General features: G+C 67.8%; 20 protein-coding genes. 3 read left to right on the plus strand and 17 right to left on the minus strand.

Features of this window, described 5'->3' with window-relative positions:
• The first annotated feature begins 20 nt into the window (after positions 1-20).
• The gene (gene pgl / locus IRG63_RS09605) at positions 21-785 is read left to right on the plus strand and encodes a 6-phosphogluconolactonase (RefSeq protein ID WP_193509986.1); all 765 of its coding nucleotides are present in this window, start codon (positions 21-23) and stop codon (positions 783-785) included.
• Between the two features lie 13 nt (positions 786-798).
• On the opposite strand, the gene IRG63_RS09610 is transcribed toward pgl, so the two are convergent.
• The 15 genes from IRG63_RS09610 to IRG63_RS09680 all read right to left on the minus strand — a co-directional run bounded on the left by IRG63_RS09610 (position 799) and on the right by IRG63_RS09680 (position 20,828).
• Positions 799-1,149, minus strand: a complete 351-nt coding sequence (locus tag IRG63_RS09610; RefSeq protein WP_168627269.1) for an RNA polymerase-binding protein RbpA — start codon at positions 1,147-1,149, stop codon at positions 799-801.
• Positions 1,150-1,162: 13 nt separating this feature from the next.
• Positions 1,163-1,414, minus strand: a complete 252-nt coding sequence (gene secG, locus IRG63_RS09615) for a preprotein translocase subunit SecG (RefSeq protein ID WP_168627270.1) — start codon at positions 1,412-1,414, stop codon at positions 1,163-1,165.
• A gap of 84 nt (positions 1,415-1,498) precedes the next feature.
• Positions 1,499-2,299, minus strand: a complete 801-nt coding sequence (gene tpiA, locus IRG63_RS09620; protein ID WP_193509987.1) for a triose-phosphate isomerase — start codon at positions 2,297-2,299, stop codon at positions 1,499-1,501.
• Complete coding sequence (pgk, locus tag IRG63_RS09625) at positions 2,290-3,501, minus strand: phosphoglycerate kinase (RefSeq protein WP_193509988.1); 1,212 nt, start codon at positions 3,499-3,501, stop codon at positions 2,290-2,292. Before pgk ends, tpiA begins: the two co-directional genes overlap by 10 nt.
• A gap of 16 nt (positions 3,502-3,517) precedes the next feature.
• On the minus strand, positions 3,518-4,522 hold the full coding sequence (gene gap, locus IRG63_RS09630) for a type I glyceraldehyde-3-phosphate dehydrogenase (RefSeq protein ID WP_168627273.1): 1,005 nt from the start codon (positions 4,520-4,522) through the stop codon (positions 3,518-3,520).
• Complete coding sequence (locus tag IRG63_RS09635; RefSeq protein WP_168627274.1) at positions 4,519-5,136, minus strand: superoxide dismutase; 618 nt, start codon at positions 5,134-5,136, stop codon at positions 4,519-4,521. The genes gap and IRG63_RS09635 overlap by 4 nt, the downstream gene beginning before the upstream one ends.
• Before the next feature lie 118 nt (positions 5,137-5,254).
• Positions 5,255-6,235, minus strand: a complete 981-nt coding sequence (whiA, locus tag IRG63_RS09640) for a DNA-binding protein WhiA (protein ID WP_168627275.1) — start codon at positions 6,233-6,235, stop codon at positions 5,255-5,257.
• A 31-nt stretch (positions 6,236-6,266) separates the two neighbouring features.
• Positions 6,267-7,145, minus strand: coding sequence for an RNase adapter RapZ (gene rapZ / locus IRG63_RS09645; protein WP_193509989.1), 879 nt, complete (start codon positions 7,143-7,145; stop codon positions 6,267-6,269).
• A gap of 53 nt (positions 7,146-7,198) precedes the next feature.
• Positions 7,199-9,103 (minus strand): excinuclease ABC subunit UvrC, encoded by a 1,905-nt coding sequence (gene uvrC / locus IRG63_RS09650; RefSeq protein ID WP_193509990.1) that lies wholly within the window; start codon positions 9,101-9,103, stop codon positions 7,199-7,201.
• A gap of 4 nt (positions 9,104-9,107) precedes the next feature.
• Positions 9,108-11,969 (minus strand): excinuclease ABC subunit UvrA, encoded by a 2,862-nt coding sequence (gene uvrA, locus IRG63_RS09655; protein WP_193509991.1) that lies wholly within the window; start codon positions 11,967-11,969, stop codon positions 9,108-9,110.
• A gap of 116 nt (positions 11,970-12,085) precedes the next feature.
• Positions 12,086-12,778, minus strand: a complete 693-nt coding sequence (locus tag IRG63_RS09660) for a hemerythrin domain-containing protein (RefSeq protein WP_193509992.1) — start codon at positions 12,776-12,778, stop codon at positions 12,086-12,088.
• A gap of 70 nt (positions 12,779-12,848) precedes the next feature.
• Entirely contained in the window at positions 12,849-14,912 is a 2,064-nt protein-coding gene (uvrB, locus tag IRG63_RS09665) for an excinuclease ABC subunit UvrB (RefSeq protein ID WP_193509993.1), read from the minus strand.
• The gene (gene cydC / locus IRG63_RS09670) at positions 14,912-18,190 is read right to left on the minus strand and encodes a thiol reductant ABC exporter subunit CydC (RefSeq protein WP_370566226.1); all 3,279 of its coding nucleotides are present in this window, start codon (positions 18,188-18,190) and stop codon (positions 14,912-14,914) included. The genes uvrB and cydC overlap by 1 nt, the downstream gene beginning before the upstream one ends.
• A complete protein-coding gene (gene cydB / locus IRG63_RS09675; RefSeq protein WP_193509994.1) occupies positions 18,187-19,218 on the minus strand; it encodes a cytochrome d ubiquinol oxidase subunit II in 1,032 nt (343 codons plus the stop codon). The genes cydC and cydB overlap by 4 nt, the downstream gene beginning before the upstream one ends.
• Before the next feature lie 29 nt (positions 19,219-19,247).
• Entirely contained in the window at positions 19,248-20,828 is a 1,581-nt protein-coding gene (locus tag IRG63_RS09680) for a cytochrome ubiquinol oxidase subunit I (protein WP_370566227.1), read from the minus strand.
• Between the two features lie 118 nt (positions 20,829-20,946).
• Here IRG63_RS09680 and IRG63_RS09685 point away from each other — a divergent pair, with 118 nt between their 5' ends.
• Complete coding sequence (locus IRG63_RS09685) at positions 20,947-21,306, plus strand: BlaI/MecI/CopY family transcriptional regulator (protein WP_168627282.1); 360 nt, start codon at positions 20,947-20,949, stop codon at positions 21,304-21,306.
• Positions 21,307-21,313: 7 nt separating this feature from the next.
• Positions 21,314-22,249 (plus strand): M56 family metallopeptidase, encoded by a 936-nt coding sequence (locus tag IRG63_RS09690; RefSeq protein WP_193509995.1) that lies wholly within the window; start codon positions 21,314-21,316, stop codon positions 22,247-22,249.
• 19 nt (positions 22,250-22,268) lie between these two features.
• Here the strand turns inward: IRG63_RS09690 and coaE are convergent, their stop codons facing one another.
• Together coaE and rpsA are read right to left on the minus strand one after the other, a co-directional pair.
• Positions 22,269-22,886, minus strand: coding sequence for a dephospho-CoA kinase (gene coaE, locus IRG63_RS09695; protein WP_168627284.1), 618 nt, complete (start codon positions 22,884-22,886; stop codon positions 22,269-22,271).
• 225 nt (positions 22,887-23,111) lie between these two features.
• A complete protein-coding gene (gene rpsA, locus IRG63_RS09700) occupies positions 23,112-24,554 on the minus strand; it encodes a 30S ribosomal protein S1 (RefSeq protein WP_168627285.1) in 1,443 nt (480 codons plus the stop codon).
• Positions 24,555-24,625 lie beyond the last annotated feature (71 nt).

Here is a 24,625-nt window from a genome sequence, read left to right on the forward strand (position 1 = left end):
CACCGAAGGGAACATTCGCTGTGACACAACGACGCGTGCTCGTCCACACCGACCGCGCGAGTCTGGCAGGAGCGGTCGCCGACCGGTTCATCACCACCATGACCGCAGTGCTCGGCGCAAAGGATGAGGCGCACGTGGTGCTCACCGGCGGCACGCTCGGCATCGACATCCTCGCCCGAGTGTCCGCTTCACCGCGGGTGGGCTCCGTCGACTGGCGTCGCGTGCACTTCTGGTGGGGCGACGAACGCTGGCTGCCCGCAGGCGACCCTGAACGGAACGACAAGCAGGCCAGGGATGCGCTGTTGTCCTCGCTCGATGTCGACGACTCGCACGTGCACCCGTTCGCGGCATCCGACGCCGGTCTCAGCCTCGACGAGGCCGCGGACCGCTACGCCGAGGAGCTGTCCGCCGCGGCGGACGGCGCGCAGCTGCCGGCGTTCGACGTGGTGTTCCTCGGTGTCGGCCCCGACGGGCACATCGCGTCGCTGTTCCCCGACCGGGAGGGCATCCGGGTCAGCGATCGGATGGTCGTGCCGGTGCGCAACTCACCCAAGCCGCCACCGGAGCGGCTGAGCCTGACCCTGCCAGCGATCAACAGCGGCGAACTGGTCTGGCTCGCGCTGGCCGGGGCAGACAAGGCCAGCCCGCTCGGTCTCGCGCTCGCGCGGGCGAATACCTTCGAGGTCCCGGCTGCCGGCGCGGATGGGAAGCGCAGAACCGTCTACTTCATCGACTCCGAGGCCGCGGCAGAGGTGCCGCAGGACCTCATCGCGAGCGAGTACTAGCCCGCGAGCGCGGTCAGGAGCCGCGGCGGGAGCGCAGCTGCTGCAGCGCGTCGTCGAGGAGGCTCGCCGCCTCTTCCTCGCTGCGGCGCTCCTTCACATACGCGAGGTGCGTCTTGTACGGCTCGAGCTTGGTGACGGCCGGCGGGTTCTCGCGGTCACGCCCGGACGGCAGGCCGCAGTTCGGGCAGTCCAGCTGCTCCGGGATCTCCTCCGGCTCGATCGTGGCCAGGAAGTACGGGTTGATCTGGTGGCCGTTGGCACACCAGTAGCTGACTTGGATCCGCTCGGCGTGGAAACCACGGTCGAGTTCGCCCATCGGACCCGATCCGACTCGTGATCCCCGAATCGCACTGCCACCTACCATTTGCGCTGCCTTCCTAGATTCCGGTCTCGAACTTGGTGATCAACCCGAGCACCACGATGCTGGTGATCCAGACCACCGCAAGGATGACCGTGAAGCGGTTGAGGTTGCGTTCGGCAACACCCGATGCACCGAGGTTGGAGGTCACGCCGCCGCCGAACATGTCGGAGAGGCCACCGCCGCGTCCCTTGTGCAGGAGGATGAGCAGGGTCAGCAGGAGGCTCGTGATGCCGAGCACCACCTGAAGGATTACCTGGAGGAATTCCACGAAGACATGCCTTTCTTGGGGGCAAGGGAGCGCCCGATCAGTATAACGCGGCACTGTCGGGCCGCTGCACAGCACCCCGCCCGGTCAGACGCCGACGTGCTTGGGGAACTGCGCGATGCTCGAGAATTCGGCGACATCGAGGCTTGCGCCGCCAACCAGCGCGCCGTCGATGTCCTTCTGCCGCATGAATCCGGCGATGTTGGCGGCCTTCACCGATCCCCCGTAGAGGATGCGGGTGGCCGCGGCCGTGTCGGCGTCGAGCTTCTCCTCGAGCACCGAACGCAACTGCGCGGCGACGGTTTGGGCCTGCTCTGCCGTCGCCGCCTGGCCGGAGCCGATGGCCCAGACCGGTTCGTAGGCGACGACGATGTCGTCGCCCGCCTTCAGCGCTTCGGCGATCGTGCCCAACTGTGCGACAGGGATGGCGCTCGGCCCGTGCTGTTCCAGGTCCTCTGCCGTCTCCCCCACGCAGATGACCGGGACCAGTCCGGCCTTGATGGCGGCCTTGGCCTTGCGCGCGATGAGCTCGTCGGTCTCACCGTGCAGCGCCCGCCGCTCGGAGTGGCCGATGATCACATATGAGCAGTTCAGCGCGGCCAGGAACTGGGCCGACACCTCTCCCGTGTATGCCCCGGATTCGTGTTCGGAGACATCCTGAGCGCCGTACTTGATCGGCAGCTTGTCCGCCGATACGAGCGTCTGCACCGAGCGAAGGTCGGTGAACGGCGGAAATACGGCGACCTCCACCGTGTCGAAGTCGTGACGAGCGTCCTTGAGGCTCCACGCGAGCTTCTGCACGAAGGCGATCGCCTGCAGGTGGTCGAGATTGAGCTTCCAGTTTCCCGCGATCAGCGGGGTACGACCCGCCCTGCCTGCTACTGCCATCCGAGAACCTCCAGTCCGGGCAGCCGCTTACCCTCGAGGAACTCGAGGCTCGCGCCACCGCCAGTTGAAATGTGACCGAATTGGTCATCGTCGAAACCGAGGACGCGCACCGCGGCAGCCGAGTCCCCGCCACCGACCACGGTGAGGCCCTTCGATTCGGTGAGCGCCTGCGCGATCGAGTGGGTGCCCCGAGCGAACGGGGCCAGTTCGAACACGCCCATCGGGCCGTTCCAGAACACGGTGTGCGACTCCCGGATGATGCGGGCGAAGGTCGCGGCGGTCTCCGGGCCGATGTCGAGGCCGAGGCCCTTGTTGCCCCATGGTGTGTCTTCGATCGCGGATGCCGCACGGACGGTGTGCTCTGCGTCGGCGGCGAACCGGGACGCGACCACCGCGTCGGTCGGGACGATGAGCTGCACTCCCAGGCGGCGGGCCTCGTCCAGGTACCCGCGGACGCGGTCGATCTGGTCGAGTTCGAGCAGGCTGGCGCCGACCGTGTGACCCTGCGCGGCGAGGAAGGTGTACATCATGCCGCCGCCGATCAGGAGCGAGTCCACGCGCGGCAGCAGGTGGGCGATGACGCCGAGCTTGTCGGAGACCTTGGAACCGCCGAGGACGACCGTGTACGGCTTCTCTGGCCGCTCTGTCAGCCGCTCGAGCACGTCGAGCTCGTTCGCGATGAGGAGGCCCGCTGCGCTCGGCAACAGCTCCGCGAGGTCGAACACGCTGGCCTGCTTGCGGTGCACGACGCCGAAACCATCTGACACGTAGGCGTCGCCGAACCGGGCGATGCTGGCAGCGAACTCGCGCCGCTCGGCGTCATCCTTCGCGGTCTCCCCCGCGTTGAAGCGCAGGTTCTCGAGCAGCGCGATCTCGCCGTCGGCGAGACCGGTCACCGTCCGCTCGGCGGACGGCCCAACGGTGTAGGTCGCGAACGCGACGTCCTTTCCCAGCAGCTCGCCCAGGCGCTTCGCCACCGGCGCGAGGCTGTACTTCGCATCGGGAGTGCCGTCGGGCCGGCCGAGGTGAGAGATCGCGACGACCCGGGCACCGGCGTCGAGCAGCCGCTTCAGGGTCGGCAGCGAGGCGCGGATGCGGCCGTCGTCGGTGATCTTCTCGCCATCGAGCGGGACGTTGAAGTCACAGCGGACGACAACCCTCCTGCTCCCCAGCGGCTCTAGCGTCTCTAGGGTGCGAAGCATCGCGCGGCTCCCGGGGTCAGAGCCTTGCGGCGACGTACTCGGTGAGGTCGACCAGTCGGCGGGAGTAGCCCCACTCGTTGTCGTACCAGGCGGCTACCTTGACCTGCGTGCCGATGACCTTGGTCAGTCCGGCGTCGAAAATCGCGGAGTGCGGGTCCGCCTGAATGTCAGACGAGACAATCGGGTCCTCGGTGTACCGCATGATGCCCTTGAGGGGACCCTCGGCCGCCGCACGGTAGGCGGCGTTCACCTCGTCGACGGTGAGGCCGGGGCGGGTCTCCACCGTCAGGTCGGTGAGCGAACCGGTGGGCACGGGGACACGCAGCGCGTAGCCGTCCATCTTGCCGACCAGTTCGGGGATGACGAGGCCGATCGCCTTCGCCGCGCCGGTGCTGGTCGGGATGATGTTCTCGGCGGCCGCGCGAGCGCGCCGCAGGTCACGGTGCGGGCCATCCTGCAGGTTCTGGTCCGCGGTGTACGCGTGCACGGTGGTCATCAGGCCGCGTTCGATTCCGAATTCATCGAGGAACACCTTGGCCAGCGGCGCCAGGCAGTTCGTCGTGCAGGACGCGTTGGAGATGACGTCGTGCTTCTCCGGGTCGTACTCGCCCTCGTTGACGCCCAGCACGAAGGTGGGGGTGTCGCCCTTCGCCGGAGCGGAGATCAGCACCTTCTTCGCCCCAGCCGCGATGTGCATGCGGGCATCCTCGGGGTCGGTGAACCGCCCGGTCGACTCGATCACGATGTCGACGCCGAGGTCTCCCCACGGCAGCTGCGACGGGTCCTTCTGCTCGAACACGGTGAGGCGCTTGCCGTCGATGACGATGGCGTCACCGTCGACCGAAACCTCGTTCGCGAGCGGACCGAGCACCGAGTCGTACTTCAGCAGGTGAGCGAGGGTGTCGTTGTCGGTGAGGTCGTTGACGGCGACGATCTCCAGGTCGCTGCCCTTCGCGAGGGCGGCCCTGAAGTAGTTGCGGCCGATACGGCCGAAACCGTTGATTCCGACCTTGACACTCACAAGAGTCCTCCGGACAGCTTGCGCGCGTTCTGGAAGCGCTGCTGCACACCCTCCCAGTTCACGATGTTCCAGAACGCCTTGACGTAGTCGGCGCGCACGTTCTGGTAGTCCAGGTAGTAGGCGTGCTCCCAGACGTCCAGCAGCAGCACCGGGATCATCCCCACCGGGAAGTTGGCCTGCTGGTCGAAGAACTGGGTGATGATCAGGCGCTCACCCAGCGCGTCCCAGACCAGAGCGGCCCAGCCGGAGCCCTGCACACCGAGTGCAACGGCGGTGAAGTGCGCCATGAACCCGTCGAACGAGCCGAAGTGGTCGTCGATGGCGGAGGCGAGCTCACCGGTCGGCTTGTCGCCGCCATCCGGGGACATGTTGGTCCAGAAGACCGAGTGGTTGACGTGGCCGCCCAGGTTGAATGCCAGGTCCTTCTCGAGCTTGTTGATGTTGGCGAAGTCGCCGGACTGGCGCGCTTCGGCGAGTTTCGCGATGGCCGTGTTGGCACCGTCGACATACGCCTTGTGGTGCTTGCCGTGGTGCAACTCCATGATCCGACCGCTGATGCTCGGCTCGAGCGCTGCGTAGTCGTAAGGAAGTTCGGGAAGGGTGTAGTCGGCCATTGGTTACCTGCTCCTAGCGATGTAAAGCGGCACGTGTCGTGCCAGCCCGATGGACGTGATCAGTCTAATGACGCCAACTCGGCTCGCTTTCAGAAGCTTCCCAGAAGGCACGGAAAATTCATGCGTCTTCGTATTCGGCCGGCAGGTTGGCGTCGGTGCCAGGAATGCCGAGGTCCTCCGCCTGCTTGTCGGCCATCGCGAGGAGTCTCCGGATGCGTCCGGCCACCGCATCCTTGGTCATCGGCGGGTCGGCGTGCTGGCCGAGCTCGTCGAGGCTCGCGTCGCGGAAGCGCAAGCGCAGCTCCCCCGCATAGCGCAGGTGGTCTGGCACTTGGGAGTCGAGGATCTCCAGCGCGCGTTCGACGCGCGCGCAGGCCGCGACGGCTGCCTGGGCGGAGCGGCGCAGGTTGGCGTCGTCGAAGTTCACCAGGCGGTTCGCGGTGGCCCGCACCTCACGCCGCTGCCGAAGCTCTTCCCATTTCGTCACTGCGTTCGTCGCGCCCATGATCCGCAGCATCGAGCTGATCGCCTCACCGTCGCGGATGACCACTCGGTGCACGCCCCGCACCTCACGGGCCTTGGCGGAGATGCCGAGTCGTCCCGCGGCGCCGACCAGCGCCATCGCCGACTCGTTGCCGGGGCAGGTCACCTCGAGGGCTGCGGAGCGTCCGGGGTCGGTCAGTGAGCCGCGCGCGAGCACCGCTCCGCGCCAGAGGGCCGCCAGCTCCTCCTGGGAGCCGGTGGTCAGGCGGTTGGGAAGCCCGCGCACCGGGCGGCGGCGGGCGTCGAGCAGGCCGGTCTGCCGCGCGAGCGTCTCGCCGCCCTCGAGCACCCGGACGAGGAAGTGGCTGGTGCGGCGGATGCCGGACGCCGAGATCTCGGCCAGCTCGCTGCGGACGCCGTACAACTCGGCGAGATCGCGGCGGACGCGGCGCGCGATGACCGGTGAATCCAGTTCTGACTCGACCGCGATGCGGCCGGAGATCAGGTGCAGCCCGCCGGAGAAGCGGAGGATGGTCGCCAGTTCTGCCGCCCGCACCGTCGTCTTGCTGACCTCGATCCTGGCCAGCTCGTCCTTGACATCGGCGGTGAGCGCCATCGGGTCCTCCTTGAAACGGGTGATTGTGCCGCTATTCGCGGCCAAGATCGCGGTGTTTGGTGCTGACGGCGACCCCCGGCAGATTCCTGATCCGCTCTGCGAGCTTTTCGGCCATCGCCACGGAGCGGTGCTTTCCCCCCGTACAGCCAAAGGCGATCGTAGCGTGTCTCTTGTTCTCGCGCTGATAGCCGGCGAGCACCGGCTCGAGCGCGCGCACGTAGTTGTCGAAGAACTCGGTGGCACCCTCCTGCGCCAGCACATAGTCGCTTACCCGCGCATCCTTGCCGGTCATCGGCCGTAGATCCGGCACCCAGAACGGGTTGGGCAGGAAGCGCATGTCGGCCACCAGGTCGGCGTCGGTCGGCACGCCGTACTTGAAGCCGAAGCTCATCACGGTCACCTGCAGTCCAGGGGCGCCGGCTTCAGCGAAGGTCTCCTGGATCTCGGTCGCCAGCTGGTGGATGTTGAGGTCCGAGGTGTCGATGATGACGTCGCTCGACTCGCGGATCTGCAGCATCCTGGCCCGCTCGGCGACGATCCCGTCGAGGATGGTGTCGCCGTCGCCCTGCAGCGGATGCGGCCTGCGCACCTGCTCGAACCGGCGCACCAGCGCGTCGTCGGTCGCCTCGAGGAACACCACCTGCACCGAGGCGGTCGTGCGAAGCTCCTCGATGACCGCGCCGAGCTCGGAGAACAGCCGCCCACCGCGCACGTCGATGACCGCGGCGATCTTCGGGATGGCATCTCCGGCGCGCGACGCGAGCTCCACCAGGGGCTTCAGCATCTGCGGCGGCAGGTTGTCCACCACGTACCAGCCGAGGTCCTCGAGCGCGTTGCCGACGGTCGAACGACCGGCCCCGGACATTCCCGTGACGACAAGCACCTCCTGGCGGGTGCCGTCATCCGTCATGTCGTCGATCCTCTCAGCGTGAGTGCCCCAAGCTTACCGAGCCGGCCGGCCGCTCAGGCGCGAAGTCGCTCATGGATCGTGCGCGCGGTTGCCTTGCCGATGCCCTTGACCTCGGCGATCTCGACCTGCGACGCCTGCCGCAGTCGGGTCACCGAGCCGAAGTGGCGGAGCAGCTCGCGCACGCGTGCCGGGCCGAGTCCAGGGATGTCGGCGAGCTGCGACCGGATGTCCTTCTTGCGCCGCTGCCGCTGGTAGCTGATCGCGAACCGGTGTGCCTCGTCGCGGATGCGCTGGAACAGGAACAGCGCCTCGCTGTTGCGCGGCAGGATCACCGGGTAGTCGGAGTCCGGCACCCAGATCTCCTCGAGCCGCTTCGCGATCCCGCACAGGGCGATGCCGTCGCCGTTGGCGTAGTCCACGCCGGCGTCCCGCAGCGCGCGGGCCGCGGCCTGTACCTGCGGTTGACCGCCGTCGACGATCAGGAGGTTCGGACGGTAGGCGAACCGCTTGGGCTTCTGGGCGACCTCGCCGTCCTCGCTGATCACCTCCAGGTCGTCGTCGGGCTCGTTGATGCGCGCGAGCCGGCGGCTGAGGGTCTGGTAGATCGACTCCGTGTCGTCCGTCGAGGAGGCGATGCTGAACCGACGGTACTGGTCCTTGCGGGGCAAACCGTCTTCGAAGACCACCATCGATGCGACGATGTTGGTCCCGCCGAGGTGCGACACGTCGAAGCATTCGATGCGCAGCGGCGCCTGCTCCATGCCGAGCGCGTCCTGGATGTCGGCAAGCGCTTGCGAGCGTGCGACGAAGTCGCCGCTGCGCCGCGTCTTGTAGCTGAGGAACGCGGACTGCGCGTTGTTGCGCACCGTGGTCGCGAGCGACGCGAGGTCGCCGCGTTGGGCGACCCGCATGGTGGACTTCGACCGCTCGCCGCCCGCGCGCCTGCGCTCGGTGAGCCACAGCTGCACCTCGTCGGCGTCCTCAGGCAGCGCGGGCACAACGACGACCTTCGCCGGCACGAGCCTGCTCTCATAGGCGTTCAGGATGATGTTCTCGACCAGCTCCGGCAGCTCGAGATCGAGTTCCTTGTCAACCACCCAGCTATGCACACCGCGGATGCGTCCACCGCGCACGACAAACAGCTGGACGGCCGCGGCGAGTTCGTCGTGGGCGACCCCGATGACGTCGGCGTCGACCGCCTCCGGCAGCACGACGGAGTTCTTGGTGAGCACGGCCTGCAGCGCCAACAGCTGGTCGCGGAGTCTCGCCGCCTGCTCGTAGTCCTGCGCGGCGGCGGCCTCGCGCATCCGCTTCTCCAGCTCGTCGAGGAACCGGGAGTCGTTGCCGGCCATGAAGCTCGCGAAGTCGAGCGCGATCGCCTTGTGGTCGGACTTGCTGATCCGGCCGACGCACGGCGCCGCGCACTTGCCGATGTCACCGAGCAGGCACGGCCGACCGGTCTGCTCGGCGCGCTTGTAGATGCCGTCGGAGCAGCTGCGCATCGGGAACGCCTTGAGCATCAGGTCGACGGTCTCCCTGATCGCCCACACCTTGGTGTACGGGCCGAAGTAGCGGGCGTCCTTGATCGACCGGTTGCGGGTGACCATCACACGCGGCACCGGCTCCCCGAGGGTGATCGCCAGGTACGGGTACGACTTGTCGTCCCGGAACTGCACGTTGAACGGCGGGTTGAACTCCTTGATCCAGCTGAACTCGAGCTGCAACGCCTCAAACTCGCTCGCGACCACCGTCCACTCGACCGATGACGCTGTGGTGACCATCGCTCGGGTGCGCTCGTGCAGGCTGTGCAGCGGCCCGAAGTAGTTGCTCAGCCGCGCCCGCAGGTTCTTGGCCTTGCCGACGTACAGCACGCGACCCTGCGCGTCACGGAACCGGTAGACGCCCGGCCGCTGCGGGATCTCGCCCGCCTTCGGGCGGTAGCTCACGGTCTTCGTCATGGCCTTACACGCCGAGGACCTCGGCGAGGAAGGTCCCTGTGTGGCTGTCCGGCGCCTTCGCGATCTTCTCCGGGGTGCCGGTCGCGACGACGGTGCCGCCGCCAGCGCCGCCCTCCGGCCCGAGATCGATGATCCAGTCCGCCGACTTGATCACGTCGAGGTTGTGCTCGATCACAATGACGGTGTTCCCCTTGTCCACCAGGCCATTCAGCACGAGCAGGAGTTTACGCACGTCCTCGAAGTGCAGCCCGGTTGTGGGCTCGTCGAGCACGTAGATGCTGCGGCCGACAGAGCGACGCTGCAGCTCGGTGGCGAGCTTGACGCGTTGCGCCTCACCGCCGGACAGTGTCGTCGCGCTCTGCCCGAGTCGCACGTAGCCGAGCCCGACCTCCTCCAGCGTCTTCAGGTAGCGGTGGATGGCGCTGATTGCCTCAAAGAACTCCGCCGCCTCACGGATCGGCATGTCGAGCACTTCGGCGATGTTCTTGCCCTTGTAGTGCACCGACAGGGTGTCGCGGTTGTAGCGCGCTCCCCCGCACACCTCGCAGGTCACGTAGACGTCGGGCAGGAAGTTCATCTCGATCTTGATCGTGCCGTCGCCTGAGCAGTTCTCGCAGCGGCCGCCCTTGACGTTGAAGCTGAACCGGCCGGGCAGGTAGCCGCGCGCCTTGGCTTCAGCCGTCTCGGAGAACAGGGTGCGGATGCGGTCGAAGACGCCGGTGTAGGTTGCGGGGTTCGACCGGGGGGTGCGGCCGATCGGCGCCTGGTCGACGTGCACGATCTTGTCCAGGTTGTCGAGTCCGCTGATGCGGGTGTGCTTGCCCGGGATCTGCCTGGCGCCGTTCAGCTCGTTGGCGAGGGCACGGTACAGGACGTCGTTGACGAGCGACGACTTGCCCGATCCGCTCACCCCGGTGACCGCGGTGAAGGTGCCGAGCGGGAAGCCGACCGTGACGTCCTTGAGGTTGTTCGCGCGCGCGCCCTCGACCGTAAGCATCCGCTTCTTGTCGACCTTGCGCCGCTTCTTCGGTGTTGCGATCTCGCGCCGCCCGGCCAGGTAGTCGCCGGTGATCGAATGGGTGTTCTCGAGCAGCCGCGCGTAGCTGCCGGAGTGGACGACCTTGCCGCCGTGCTCCCCCGCCCCCGGGCCGATGTCGACCAACCAGTCGGCTGTGCGGATGGTGTCCTCGTCGTGTTCGACGACGATGAGGGTGTTGCCGAGGGTCTTCAGCTTGACGAGCGTGTCGATGAGCCGCCGGTTGTCACGTTGGTGCAGGCCGATGCTCGGCTCGTCCAGCACGTACAGCACGCCGGTGAGCCCGGAGCCGATCTGCGTCGCCAGCCGGATGCGCTGCGCCTCCCCGCCGGACAGCGACCCCGCGGACCGGGACAGGTCCAGGTAGCTCAGGCCGACCTCGATGAGGAAGTCGAGACGCGCACGGATCTCTCGCAGCACCGCGGCGGCGATGTGCGCTTCCCGCTCGGTGAGCTCGAGCCCGTTCATGAACGCGTACGAGTCGACGAGGCTCAGGTCGCTGACGTCTGCGATGCTGCGGCCGTGAATGGTGACCGCAAGCACTTCCGGCTTGAGCCGCTTGCCGTCGCACACCGGGCACGGCACCTCGCGCAGGTAGCTGCCGTAGCGCTGCCTGGCCGAGTCCGATTCTGCCTCCAGGAACTTGCGTTCGATGTACGGCATGACGCCCTCGAAGCCGGTGCTGTAGCGCATCTCGCGCCCGTACCGGTTCTTCCAGCGCACCGTGACGTTGAAGTCGTTGCCGCGCAGGATCGCATCCTGCACCTCACCGTGCAGGTCCTCCCAGGGGGTGTCGAGAGAGAAGTCGAGGTCCTTGCCCAGGCCCTCGAGCAACCGCTGGAAGTAGTTGTAGAGGCCCTTGCCGCCCTGGGTCCACGGCAGGATGACGCCCTCGGCGAGGCTCAGCGACGGGTCGCCGAGCAGCAGCTCGGGATCGACCGACATCCGGGTGCCGATGCCGGAGCACTCGGGGCAGGCGCCGAACGGCGCGTTGAACGAGAACGTGCGCGGCTCGATCTCGGTGAGCTGCACCGGGTGGCCGTTCGGGCAGGAAAGCTTCTCGGAGAAGCTGCGCCACGCGCCGTCGCCCTCCCCGTCGACGAAGTTCACCGCGACGATGCCGTCGGCGAGCCGCAGCGCCGTCTCGAGCGAATCGGTCAGCCGGGTCAGGATGTCGTCGGCCGCCACCAAACGGTCCACGATGACCGAGATGTCGTGCTTGAGCTGCTTCTTCAGCGTCGGCGGGTTGGACAGCTGCACCGCCTCACCGTCGACGAGCGCGCGGGAGTAGCCGCTAGAGGCGAGCTCGCGGAACAGGTCGACGAACTCGCCCTTCTTCTGCCAGATCAGCGGGGCAACAACCTGATACCGGGTGCCCGGCTCCAAGGTCATCAGCTGGTCGGCGATCTGCTGCACCGACTGCTTGGAGATTGCCTCGCCGCACACTGCGCAGTGCGGAACGCCGATGCGCGCCCACAGCAGGCGCATGTAGTCGTAGATCTCGGTGATCGTGCCCACCGTCGACCTCGGGTTGCGGTTGGTCGACTTCTGGTCGATCGCGACCGCCGGGCTCAAGCCCTCGATGAAGTCGACATCCGGTCGGTCGACCTGGCCGAGGAACTGCCGCGCGTACGCCGACAGCGACTCGACGTACCGGCGTTGGCCCTCCGCGAAGATCGTGTCGAACGCGAGCGAGGACTTCCCCGATCCGGAGAGCCCGGTGAACACGACAAGGGAGTCGCGCGGGATCTCGAGGTCGATGTTGCGGAGGTTGTGCACGCGCGCGCCACGGACGCTCAGCCGCGGGCCGTCTACAGGGTCGATACTCACTGAAGTCAATTCTCTGCCATCTTCCGCTGGGCATTGACCGTGACCCAAGCGCCCCGTGTCACCTCGAACGGATGTTCTATGCTATCGCGCTCGCGCGGTGGATGCGTGCACGCGGGTCACGCGTCGCCGAGCACACGCCTGCGGTGAGCCGCGTATTGACGCTTGCCGATCAGGGAGTACAGCACGCGCGGCACTCGCGGCAGGGTCGCCAGCATCCACGCGTCCCGGTCCTCGGGCGGGATCGACTCGAGCAGGAAGCCGAGCCGGATGAGCAGCCTGTTCTTCGGGGTCGACTCGCGGCGGTGGGCGGCGAGTTCGTCCAACTCCTGCTGGGTCAGCGTCGCGGCGACGATCGGCACGATCTGCTGTTCCTCTTCGGCCAGGTGCTGCACGAGGACCGCGCCCAGATGGGCGAGCACCTCCGCGACCCCCCGCCCGTCATCGACGTGCGCGGTGGAACGCCAGGTGGTGAGGTGCAGGTCCAGGCGGTCAAGCAGGCGACTGATCTCGTCATGCTGCGCGCGCATACGACCGACCAGCGGCACGCACGCCGGGGAGCGCTGCTCGAGCCGGTCCCAGAGCACCCTGTCTTGACCTTCGTGATGGGTGTGCAGCATGGCGGCGATGTCATCGAGGTGCTCAGCGACCTGGCCGGTGTGCTTCTGGTCACCGTCCGCGACGGCGCGCACCAGCCCCGGCGCCTCGGCGAACAGGCGGCGAAGCGTGCTGTGGATGAGGATCAGGTCGGAGGTGTCGCAGGATACGCCGGAGGGCCGGGGCGGGTTGAAGCTGGGAAGCGCAGTGGCCATCTCGTACTCTCAAACTCGCGGTTAACCAGTGACAAAGTGTCGATGAATACTAGCGGTTTTCTAGAGAGACTCAGATGTGGCCGGCTGCCTCCATCTGGCGCAGTTCCTTCTTCAGGTCGGCCACCTCGTCACGCAGCCGCGCCGCGAGCTCGAACTTGAGTTCACCGGCCGCCGCGAGCATCTGGTCGTTGAGGTCGGCGATGATGCTCTCGAGCTCGTTGGCGCCCGCCGCCGCAAGGCCCTCGCGGCGCAGCGCCGGCGTCGCCGCGCGTTTGCGCGAGTCGCGACCGGACAGGAGCTCCTTGGTGTCCGCTCCCTCGCGGATGAGCACATCGGTGATGTCGGCGATGCGCTTGCGCAGCGGAGTGGGGTCGATCCCGTGCTCGGCGTTGTAGGCGAGCTGCCTGTCCCGTCGCCGGTTGGTCTCCTCGATCGCGATCTTCATCGAATCGGTGAGCACGTCGGCGTACATGTGCACAGAACCGGACACGTTGCGGGCGGCGCGGCCGATGGTCTGGATGAGCGACGTCGACGAGCGCAGGAAGCCCTCCTTGTCGGCGTCGAGGATCGCCACCAGCGACACCTCGGGCAAATCGAGGCCCTCACGGAGCAGGTTGATGCCCACGAGCACGTCGTATACGCCTTGGCGCAGTTCGGTGAGCAGCTCAACCCTGCGCAGCGTGTCGACATCCGAGTGCAGGTAGCGCACCCTGACGCCCGCTTCCGTCAGGAAGTCGGTGAGCTCCTCCGCCATCTTCTTGGTGAGCGTGGTGACGAGCACCCGCTCGTCGCGGTCGGTACGCCGGCGGATCTCCTCGAGCAGGTCGTCGATCTGCCCCTTGCTCGGCTTGACCACGATTTCGGGGTCGATTAAGCCGGTGGGGCGGATGATCTGCTCGACGATGCTGTCGGTGATGCCGAGTTCGTACCTACCGGGCGTCGCAGACAGGTAGACCTTCTGGCCGACCCGGTCGAGGAACTCGTCAAAGGTCAGCGGCCGGTTGTCGAGCGCGCTGGGCAGCCGGAACCCGTGCTCCACCAGGGTGCGCTTGCGGGAGGCGTCGCCCTCGTACATCGCCCCGATCTGCGGCACCGTGACGTGCGACTCGTCGATGACGACGAGGAAGTCCTCTGGGAAGTAGTCGAGCAGGCAGTTCGGCGGCTCCCCCGCTGAGCGCCCGTCGATGTGCCTGGAGTAGTTCTCGATGCCGCTGCAGAACCCGATCTGCTCCATCATCTCGAGGTCAAAGGTGGTGCGCATCCGCAGCCGCTGCGCCTCGAGCAGCTTGCCGGCTTTCTCCAACTCTGCCAGTCGCTCGGCGAGTTCCTCCCGGATGGTGCCGATCGCCCGGTGCATGGTGGTCGGGCTTGCCGCGTAGTGCGTCGCGGGAAACACTGAGACGGCGTCCATCTGCTGCAGCACCTCGCCGGTGAGCGGATGCAGCGAGTACAGCGCCTCGATCTCGTCACCGAACATCTCGATCCGGATCGCGTGCTCCTCGTAGACCGGGATGATCTCGAGGGTGTCGCCGCGCACGCGGAATTTGCCGCGGGAGAAGTCGATGTCGTTCCGCTGGTATTGCATGGCGACGAATCGACGGATCAGCTGGTCGCGGGAGATGCGCTGGCCCACCTGCAGCGCGACCATCGCCTCCAGGTACTCCTCGGCCGCGCCGAGGCCGTAAATGCAGGACACCGTGGACACCACGATCACGTCCCGGCGACTGAGCAGCGAGTTCGTGGTCGAGTGGCGCAGCCGTTCCACCTCGGCGTTGATCGAGCTGTCCTTCTCGATGAAGGTGTCGGTCTGCGGGACGTACGCCTCCGGCTGGTAGTAGTCGTAGTAGGAGACGAAGTATTCGACCGCGTTGTTGGGCATCAGTTCGCGGAACTCGTTGGCCAATTGTGCGGCGAGGGTCTTGTTGTGGGCGAGCACCAGCGTCGGGCGCTGGACCTGTTCGATCAGCCACGCGGTGGTCGCCGACTTGCCGGTTCCGGTGGCGCCGAGCAGCACGACATCCGTCTCTCCCGCGGTGACTCGGGCCGCCAGTTCGGCGATCGCGGTCGGCTGGTCGCCGCTCGGTTCGTACTCGCTGATGACCTCGAACGGCCTCACCGCACGCGTTGGCTGCATCAGTTAAGACTAAGCCGCTCCCCTGACACGCTCGCGTCGTGGGTGACCAGCACGACGATGCGGTCAGCCAGCGCGGTGCGCAGGTCCGCCATCAGCGCCTCGGCGGATGCCGTATCGAGGTGCGCTGTCGGCTCGTCGATGAGCACAACGTCCGCGGGCGCCAGCAGCGTGCGGGCGACAGCGACGCGTTGCCGCTCCCCGCCGGACAGCCTGCTGCCGGCCGCGCCGATGGGCGTGTCCAGGCCCAGCGGGAGACGCTCGAGCAGGTCACCGAGGCCGACCCGACGCAGCACCCCGGTCAGCTCGGTGTCATCCGGCGCGTCAGAGCGGTCGCGGGCGATGGTCAGGTTGCCGCGCAGCGTGGAATTGAACAGGTGCCCCTCCTGCGGGCACCAGGCGATGCGCTCACGCAGCAGCGCCGGGTCGATTTCTGCGGTGTCCCTGCCGTTGACCAGGTAGCGGCCGCCTTCGGGACGCAGTTGGCCGAGCAGGGTCAGCAGCAGGGTCGACTTGCCCGCGCCGGATGGCCCGGTGACGGTGAGCCAGTCGCCGCCGGTCAGCGTGGCCGAGACCCCGGTGAACGCCGGCGCCGGCGCGTCCGGCCAGCGCACGCTCAGGTCGTCGAGGGTGATCGAATCGATCGGCGGGGCATCTGCGGCGCGCTCCGGCATCGCATCCGTCGTCGTGGTGGACACCCGGCTGAGGGCATCGCGCAGCGCGGGCGCCTGCTGCACGGCGGCAACCAGTTCGAGCACCGGCTCGATGAGGCCGAGCGGCAGCAGGGCAAGCACGGCGACCAGTCCGGCATGGAGGGCACCGCTGGCGGCTGCCGGTGCGCTGATTGCGAGGGTGAGCGGCGCGAGCGCGCAGAACACCAGCACGACGATCGCGTTGCCGGCGCCGAGCGCCAGGGCGCCACGCCGAGCAGTGCCGCTCGCGCTCGCGTCGAGGCCCGCGAGCTCGGCGCGCATCCGGTCGTCCACCCCATTTCCGCTCAGGTCGTCGCTCGCCGCGACCAGGGCAGCGAACCGTTGCATGACCTGGGACCTCAGCAGCGACTGCGAGCGCGTGGCAGCGCGGTCGGTGAGCAGCGCGACGGCGGGCGCGACAACGAGGGCGATCAGCACCACGAGCAGGAAGGGCCCGACCGCGTCCGGATGAATGGCCGCCACAGCGATGAGCACCGCGGCGGAGGTCAGCACCCCGACCAGCACCGGCTGAACGACCCGGACCGCGAGGTCGCGCACCTGGTCGGCGTCGTGCACCAGACGCGACAGCGCCCGACCGCCCTGCCGCGCGGCACGGTTCACAACGCCGGAACCGGCGAGCCCGTTCCACAGCCGCATGCGCAAGCGGGTGACCGCCGCGAACACCGCATCGTGGGTCTGCAGCCGCTCCCAATAGCGCAGCACCGCGCGACCGAGCCCGAAGAAGCGCACGCCGACGATGGCGACCATGAGGTGCAGGATCGGCGGCTGCTCGCTCGCGCGCACGATCAGCCAGGCCGACACCGCGGTCAGCGACACCGCGAACAGTGCCGCGAGGGTTCCGAGCAGCGCCGCGAACGCGAACCTGCCGGCGACCGGGCGCAGGAAGGCAACCAGTTCGCGCACCGGATGCGCCCGGCGTCCCGCGACGGTCGACCTGAGCTGCGATTCGCCCGTCGACTCCTGGACGACCGCGGGCAGGTCCTCTGCTACCGCGTCCAGCGTCGCGCCGAGCACGACCCGGTCATCGGCCAGGACGCGGACCCGGTCGTCGTGCGAGGCTGCGATGATGGCGACGTCACCACTCGCGCGCAGCTCTTGGATGAGCCGCACGATCACCGCCGCGCTGTGCGCGTCGAGGTGGGCGGTCGGCTCGTCCAGCAGCACGAGCTCGGCGCCGGCATCCACTCGCGCGAGCACCCGGGCGAAGGCGAGGCGCCGGAGCTCCCCCGGGCTCAGCTGAGCCGGATGCGCGCCAGCCCGATGGGCGAGGCCGACCCGGCGCAGCAGCGCCGCGGCATCCGTCCCGCCGAAGTTCTCGAGTTCCAGCTCGACGGTGTCGCCCGTCACCACCGGCCGCTGTGGAAGCCAGGCGGTGCCGCCAGAGGGCAGCCCGGTCAGGTCGCCCTCGACCTCGACGCCGTGCGCGCCGTCTGCGGTGCGACCGTTCAGCACGGCGAACACCGTCGACTTGCCCGCGCCGCTCTGGCCGTCAAGCAGGGTGACCCTGCCCCGCTCGGCGTTGAACGAGACGTCGCTCACCGCGGCGGCGGAACGCTCCAGATACCGCACGGTCAGGTTGCGCACCCGCAGCGGCAGTGTCCCGCTGACTGCCGCGCGCGTGGGTCGTGGCGCGTCGACGATCGCGGTGGCGCGCCGCAGTGCCTCGCGACCGTCGTCGGAGGCGTGGTAGGCGGCGCCGACGTCGCGGAACGGCGCGAAGCACTCGGGGGCGAGCAGGAGAGCGAACAGTCCGACGGTCAGGTCGAGTTCGCCGTAGACCAGGCGCACACCGATGAACACCGCGACCACGGCCACCGAGATGGTGGAGATCAGCTCGAGCGCGAGGCTGGACAGGAACGCGGTCTTCAGCGTCTGCAGCGTGGTGTTGTGCTGCCGCTGCGCGATCCGGTGCAGCGCGTCGGCCTGCTCGCGCGAGCGGCCGAGGCCGACCAGCACCGGCAGCCCGCGGGCCAGTTCGACCAGGTGGTCGGAGAACCGCGCGAGCGCATCCGCCGCCGCGCTCACCCGCTCCTGCGTGTGCACGCCGATGAGCGCCATGAACAGCGGCACCAGCGGGACTGTGAGCACGATGATGAGCGCACTCACCCAGTCGGCAGACAGGATCGCGACGCCGGCGAGGAGTGGGATCGTCGCAGCCGACACGGTCGCGGGCAGGAACACCGTGAAGTAGTCGTCGAGCGCGTCGAGACCGTGGGTCGCAAGGGTGGTGAGCGAACCCTCGGAGACGTACGGGTCGCGCACCGCCGCTTCGGCCAGTCGCGCGCGCAGCCGCTCCTTGGCGCCCAACGCGGCTCGTGCCGAAAGCGCGTTGTGCGCCCACGCGACGACGGCGCGGAGCACCGCACAGCCCAGACCGACCACGACAGCCACCTGCCAGCCGGCCGTGCCGTCGATGACGGCGACGATGCCGTGCGCGAGCGCCCAGGCCAGCCCGACCAGGCCCACCCCTTTGAGCGCGCTCAGCAGGCCGAGCAGGTACAGCACCGGGCGGTCGGCCGCCGACAGCAGCGCGATCGGCGACCCTGCCCTGGCCCTGCTCCTGGTCACGGCCGCTTCACCGCCGGCACAACCGGCTGCGCGTCCGGGATCGCCGCAGCTGTCAGTCGCTTGCGGAACACCCAGTAGGACCACCCCTGGTAGACCAGCAGCACCGGGATGCCGATGGCGGCGACGATGGTCATGACGCCGAGCGTGTAGTCGGACGACGACGCGTTCTGGATGGTGAGGTCGTATGCGGCATCGATCGACGACGGGAGGACGACCGGGTAGGCAGCGAGGAATATCGCCGAGGCGCCCGCGGTGAGCAGGACCGAGAAGCCGGTGAAGGCCCACCCTTCCCGCCCTGCCCGGTTGGCGATCCAGCCGATCACCGCGCCGCTCGCCGCGACGCCGACAAGACCGTACGCGGTCAGTGAGCTGCCGTCGGCGACGACGATGAGCACCCAGACGACGATCGGCAGCAACGCGACCGGGGCGCTAAGCCGGATGATCCGGCGCATCCGGTAGCGGATGTCGCCGTCGGTCTTCAGCGCCAGGAAGGTTGCGCCATGCACGAAGCAGAATCCGACGACGGCCAGCCCGCCGATCACCGACTCGAGACTGAACCACGCGAACGCGCCGCCGACGCGGATGGCGTTCTCATCGATCGGCAGTCCGGTCGTCGTGATCGCGAGCATCGCGCCGATGCCGAATGCCGCGCCGAACGAACCGGCGCCCAGCAGCACGTGCCACACCCGACGTCCGCGCTCTGTGGCCGCCTTCCCGCGGTACTCGATCGACACCGCGCGAACGATGAGGGCGAGCAGCACGATCACCAGCGGCAGGTAGAGCCCGGAGAAGAGGGTCGCGTACCAGACGGGGAACGCGGCGAAGGTCGCAGCACCCGCGGTGATCAACCACACCTCGTTGCCGTCCCAGACCGGGCCGATCGTGTTGAGCAGCAGCCTGCGCTCCTTCTCGCTGCGCGTGGAGACCAGCATGTGCATGCCCACCCCGAGGTCGAACCCGTCGAGCAGCAGGTAGCCGATCCAGAGGAAGGCAATGAGCACAAACCACAGCGTTGGCAGGAAATCCATCAGTCCAGTTCCTTTTCGTGACTCGGTACTCAGTAGGCGAAGGCGAGGACGTCGGTCTCGTCCTTGTCCTTGTCCTGTGGGTCGCCGTCATCCGGTGTGCCGAGTTCCGGCATCGCGCTTGCCACCCCGCCGCGCACATAGCGCACGAGCAGCGTCAGCTCGACGACCAGGAGCGCCGCGTAGACGAGGGTGAGCGTGATCACCGAAAACAGCAGTTCCCCGGCGCTGACGCCCGGCGAAACCGCCGCCGCGGTGAACATGTAGACACCGTCGATGCCGGTCGGGTTGGGGGCGACCACGAACGGCTGCCGGCCCATCTCGGTGAAGATCCACCCGGCCGAGTTTGCGGCGAATGGGGCGGCGATGCTGGCGATAGCGGTGAGCATGATCAGCTTGCTGCGCGGCACGGTGCCCTTCCGGGTCATCCACAGTGCGAGCACGGCGACGACGGCCGCTGCCATGCCGAACGCGATCATCAGACGGAAGCCCCAGTAGGTGACCTCGAGCATCGGGACGTACTCGATGGCCTCGCCCGCGTGGGCTCCGTACAGCGGGTTGTCCGGGATGTGGGTGCCGTAGAGCTCCTGGTAGATCGGGACCAGGGTGTTGATGCCCTTGATCTCGGTCTCGAAGTCGCCGTGGGCGAGGAACGACAGCACACCGGGGATCTCGATGACGTTCGTCACGTCGTCGCAGTCGCGCGATCCCAGCTCGCCGAGGGCGAGCACGGAGAAGCTGGTGCCGTTGTAGCATGCGCCCTCCGCCGCGGCCATCTTGAGCGGCTGCTGCTCGAACATGAGCTTGGCCTGCAGGTCGCCGGTGAGAGCGACACCGGCGAAGGCGACCACCGCGACGACGCCGCCGACCCGCAACGACTTGATCCACACGCTGTGGTCCTCGCGGTCGCGGCCCGGCACCTCCGGGGCCTCCCCGACGACGACGCGACCGTTCTCATCCACCGTGTCGATGCCGTCCCGCCGGCGCTGCCACAGTTGGTACCAGGCGATGCCGAGCAGGAAGCCACCGGAGACCGCGAAGGCGCCCATGATGGCGTGGGCGAACGCGACGATCGCTGTGTTGTTGGTCATCACGGCGATCACGTCGTTCATGACCGGCCGGCCGTCGATCATTTCGACACCGACCGGATGCTGCATCCACGAGTTCGCGACGATGATGAAGTACGCGGAGATGATCGAGGCGATCACTGCGGCCCAGATCGTCGCGGCGTGCAGCTTCTTCGGCAGGTGGTTCCAGCCGAAGATCCACAGGCCCAGGAAGGTCGACTCGATGAAGAAGGCCAGCAGCGCCTCCATAGCCAATGGCGCACCGAACACGTCACCGACGAAGCGGCTGTACTCGCTCCACGCCATCCCGAACTGGAATTCCTGCACGATGCCGGTGGCGACACCCATGATGAAGTTGATGAGGTAGAGCTTTCCCCAGAACTTCGTCAGGCGCAGGTAGCGCTGGATGCCGGTGCGCACCCACATGGTGTGCATGACCGCGACGACCGGCCCGAGGCCGAGTGTCAGCGGGACCATGATGAAGTGGTAGACGGTGGTGATGCCGAACTGCCACCGTGCGATGAGCACCGGGTCGAGCCAGTCCACTTGCTTCTCCGTTCGAACGAGCTTCGTCTTCTACGAGTCGTAGAGTTCTACGCCAAGTAGAATAACCCCGTTCTACGGGAAGTAGAAATCGGGTGCTGGCGCGGGTAGGATCGATCGCATGCTCCCCCTCGGCGATCTTGAGAAGAAGGTCATGGAGGCGCTCTGGGACTCACCGGATGCGCTGACCGCCATCGACCTGCGCGACCGCCTGAGTGGCCAGAAGGGCAGCCGCGAGCTGGCGCAGACCACCGTGCTGACCGTCCTCTCCCGGCTCGAGGACAAGGGTTACGTCACGCGGGCGCGTGACAGCCGCCCCCACCGCTACCGCCCGGTCACGACGCGCGCGAACTTCATGGCGGAGCTCATGCACGACGTGCTCGGGGCGGCCCGCGACCGCGAGGCGGTGCTGGCACGCTTCGTCGGCGGCGTCTCAGAAGACGACGCCGCGGCGCTGCGCCGGATCCTCGCCGGCCGCTGATAGCGAAGTGATCGGAGCCGCCGCCCTGCTCGGTCTGCTGGCCGTGGCGTTGGCGTGGCCGGTCCCGGTGTTCCTCGCATCCGCGAGCTGGCCGTCGCGCTCGCCCGCGACCGCGCTCGTGCTATGGCAGGCGATCGCCCTGGCCGGCGCCCTGTCGATGATCGGGGCGTTGCTGATGTTCGGCCTCGCCCCGTTCGGCGACAACCTGGTGCATGGCCTGCAGGCCTTCCTGGGCTCCCTCGGCGATGGCACGCTGCCGCCCGGCGCGCACTTCATCCAGCTGTTCGCGCTGAGCGCCGCGCTATTGCTCGGCCTCCACCTCGCCTTGAACCTGGCTGCCACCGTGTACACGGCGGAGAGGTCGCGGCGGCGGCACCGTGAGCTTGTCGCCCTGCTCAGCTCGCCGTATCCGGAGCAGCCGCGCACCCGGCTGCTGGACTATGACGCGCCGGTCGCCTACTGCCTCCCCGGCACCGTCCGCTCGATGACGGTGCTCTCCGCGGGGCTGATCCAGCTGCTGACTCCGGAACAGCTGCGCGCCGTCATCGAGCATGAGCGAGCGCATGCGACGCAACGGCACGATCTGGTTCTTATCGCCTTCCGCGCTTGGCGGGCTGCGCTGCCGTGGTTCCCTGTCGCGAACCTGGCGGGCGAAGCGGTCGCGACGCTCGTCGAACTGCTCGCCGACGACAGGGCTCGGCGCGTGGTCAGCGATCGCGATCTGGCAGATGCGATCCGGCTGGTGCGGGACGGCCTCAGCGCCGGTGACGCGACGATCGGCGCATCCGAGTTCGAGGCGGAGGGTCCGGCCTCCGCGGTGCGCATCGCACGACTGGACGGCCGAGTGCTCCCGCTTGAGCCGTGGGTCAGCGCCCTGGTCGTGGCGTTCGCTGCGGCGCTGCTGGCCGTGCCGACCACGTTGCTCCTGCTGCCGGCGCTGTAGCCCTGCTGGTATTCGCGCGTCAGCGCATCCGGGTGCGTTCGGCCAGGCTGGTCCAGAGCGCATCAACCTGCGCGACGGTCTCCTGAATCGTGCCGTTGTTGTCGATGATGACGTCGGCGATGGCGAGACGCTCGGTGTCGCTGGCTTGAGAGTTCAGCCGGTGTTCCGCCTCGGCGCGCGACAGCCCGCGGTGCTCCATGAGCCGCAGCGTGCGGGTCTCGGTGTCGGCGTTCACAACCACGATCAGGTCGAACGGGATGCGGCGCTCTCCCCCGGTCTCGACGAGCAGCGGGATGTCGTAGACGACCCTGGCCTCCGGATTCGCGGCCTCGGCGGCGGCAATCCGCTCGCTGGCAAGCGCGGCGACGGCCGGATGCGTGATGCCATTGAGCAGCGCGCGCTTCTCCGGGTCGCGGAAGATGAGGTCGCCGAGGGCGGCACGGTCGAGCGTGCCGTCGGCGCGGATGACCTGGTCGCCGAATTTCTCGCGGATGCGCTCGAGGGCCTTCTGTCCCGGCTCGACCACCTCGCGCGCGAGCTGGTCGGCGTCGATGACCACCGCGCCGAGCTCGGCCAGATGCGACGACACCAGTGACTTGCCCGACGCGATGCCTCCGGTGAGTCCGATCAGCAGCATGATCACACCCTACTGGCGGCAGGATGCGCGGCTACGCGTGCGTGGGTTCCCTGTTGTGCAGGAGATCCCTTGTTGTGCACGACATACTGCCTCGCCACGGGGTTTTGTCGGGCATCCGGGGCCACACCCGACCGGAATTCCTGCATAACAGGGGTGGCCCTGGCGGCAGGTACGCGAAAACGGCCGGCCCCGAGGGGACCGGCCGTTTCGTGGAGCGGTTCGCGCTTAGTTGTTGCTCGAAAGCTTCTCGCGCAGCGCCGCGAGGGACTCGTCGTCGGCGAGGGTTCCGCCGCCCGCCGACTCGCTCGTGAAGGAACCGGTGCTCGTCTCGCTCGCTTCCGCGGCGAGAGATGCGGCGACCTGCTTCTTGTGGGCCTCCCAGCGAGCCTGGGCTGCAGCGTAGTCCTGCTCCCACTTCTCGCGCTGGGCCTCGAAGCCTTCCTTCCACTCGTTGGTCTCCGGGTCGAAGCCCTCCGGGTACTTGTAGTTGCCCTGCTCGTCGTACTCGGTGAGCATGCCGTACAGTGCCGGGTCGAACTCGGCGCCCTCGGGGTCGACACCCTCGTTGGCCTGCTTGAGGCTCAGCGAGATGCGGCGACGCTCGAGGTCGATGTCGATGACCTTGACGAACACCTCGTCACCGACCGACACGACCTGCTCCGCGAGCTCGACGTGCTTGCCGGAGAGCTCCGAGATGTGCACGAGGCCCTCGATGCCGTCCGCGACGCGCACGAACGCGCCGAACGGGACGAGCTTGGTGACCTTGCCCGGTGCGACCTGGCCGATCGCGTGGGTGCGGGCGAACAGCTGCCACGGGTCTTCCTGGGTCGCCTTGAGCGACAGCGAGACGCGCTCGCGGTCCAGGTCGACCTCGAGGATTTCGACGGTGACCTCCTGGCCGACCTCGACGACCTCGCTGGCGTGCTCGATGTGCTTCCAGCTGAGTTCGGAGACGTGCACCAGGCCGTCGACGCCGCCGAGGTCCACGAACGCACCGAAGTTGACGATCGAGGAGACGACGCCCTTGCGCACCTGACCCTTGGCGAGGTTGCCGAGGAACGAGCTGCGGCTCTCGCTCTGCGTCTGCTCGAGCAGCGCGCGGCGGGACAGCACGACGTTGTTGCGGTTCTTGTCCAGCTCGAGGATCTTCGCCTCGATCTCCTGCCCGAGGTACGGGGTCAGGTCGCGGACGCGGCGAAGCTCGATGAGCGACGCCGGGAGGAAGCCGCGGAGGCCGATGTCGACGATCAGGCCGCCCTTGACCACCTCGATGACGGTACCGGTGACGACACCGTCCTCATCCTTGATCTTCTCCACGTCGCCCCACGCACGCTCGTACTGCGCGCGCTTCTTCGACAGGATGAGGCGCCCTTCCTTGTCCTCCTTCTGGAGAACGAGCGCCTCGACGGTGTCACCGACCTCGACGACCTCGCTGGGGTCGACGTCGTGCTTGATGGAAAGTTCGCGTGAGGGGATCACTCCCTCGGTCTTGTAACCGACATCGAGGAGAACCTCGTCCCGGTCGACCTTGACGACGGTGCCTTCGATCAGGTCACCGTCATTGAAAAACTTCAGCGTCTTCTCGACCGCGGCCATGAAGTCTTCAGCAGATCCGATGTCGTTGACTGCGACCTGCTTCGGCGCCTTGTCGGTCGTTGCGATTGTCATGTAGTTGTTGCTCCAGAATGGACATAGTTCGGGCCACGAACGAGGTGATGCATTGTTGTGTTTCGCCGTGG

Origin of the sequence: Cryobacterium sp. BB736 (genome assembly GCF_014980265.1) — a bacterium.
GTDB lineage: Bacteria > Actinomycetota > Actinomycetes > Actinomycetales > Microbacteriaceae > Terrimesophilobacter.

Bases quoted from the DNA above. Each gene is read 5' to 3' on its own strand.
- IRG63_RS09610 (WP_168627269.1), bottom strand. From the start codon at position 1,149: ATGGTAGGTGGCAGTGCGATTCGGGGATCACGAGTCGGATCGGGTCCG.
- tpiA (WP_193509987.1), bottom strand. From the start codon at position 2,299: ATGGCAGTAGCAGGCAGGGCGGGTCGTACCCCGCTGATCGCGGGAAAC.
- pgk (WP_193509988.1), bottom strand. From the start codon at position 3,501: ATGCTTCGCACCCTAGAGACGCTAGAGCCGCTGGGGAGCAGGAGGGTT.
- IRG63_RS09635 (WP_168627274.1), bottom strand. From the start codon at position 5,136: ATGGCCGACTACACCCTTCCCGAACTTCCTTACGACTACGCAGCGCTC.
- whiA (WP_168627275.1), bottom strand. From the start codon at position 6,235: ATGGCGCTCACCGCCGATGTCAAGGACGAGCTGGCCAGGATCGAGGTC.
- rapZ (WP_193509989.1), bottom strand. From the start codon at position 7,145: ATGACGGATGACGGCACCCGCCAGGAGGTGCTTGTCGTCACGGGAATG.
- uvrC (WP_193509990.1), bottom strand. From the start codon at position 9,103: ATGACGAAGACCGTGAGCTACCGCCCGAAGGCGGGCGAGATCCCGCAG.
- IRG63_RS09660 (WP_193509992.1), bottom strand. From the start codon at position 12,778: ATGGCCACTGCGCTTCCCAGCTTCAACCCGCCCCGGCCCTCCGGCGTA.
- uvrB (WP_193509993.1), bottom strand. From the start codon at position 14,912: ATGCAGCCAACGCGTGCGGTGAGGCCGTTCGAGGTCATCAGCGAGTAC.
- cydB (WP_193509994.1), bottom strand. From the start codon at position 19,218: ATGGATTTCCTGCCAACGCTGTGGTTTGTGCTCATTGCCTTCCTCTGG.
- IRG63_RS09685 (WP_168627282.1), top strand. From the start codon at position 20,947: ATGCTCCCCCTCGGCGATCTTGAGAAGAAGGTCATGGAGGCGCTCTGG.
- coaE (WP_168627284.1), bottom strand. From the start codon at position 22,886: ATGCTGCTGATCGGACTCACCGGAGGCATCGCGTCGGGCAAGTCACTG.
- rpsA (WP_168627285.1), bottom strand. From the start codon at position 24,554: ATGACAATCGCAACGACCGACAAGGCGCCGAAGCAGGTCGCAGTCAAC.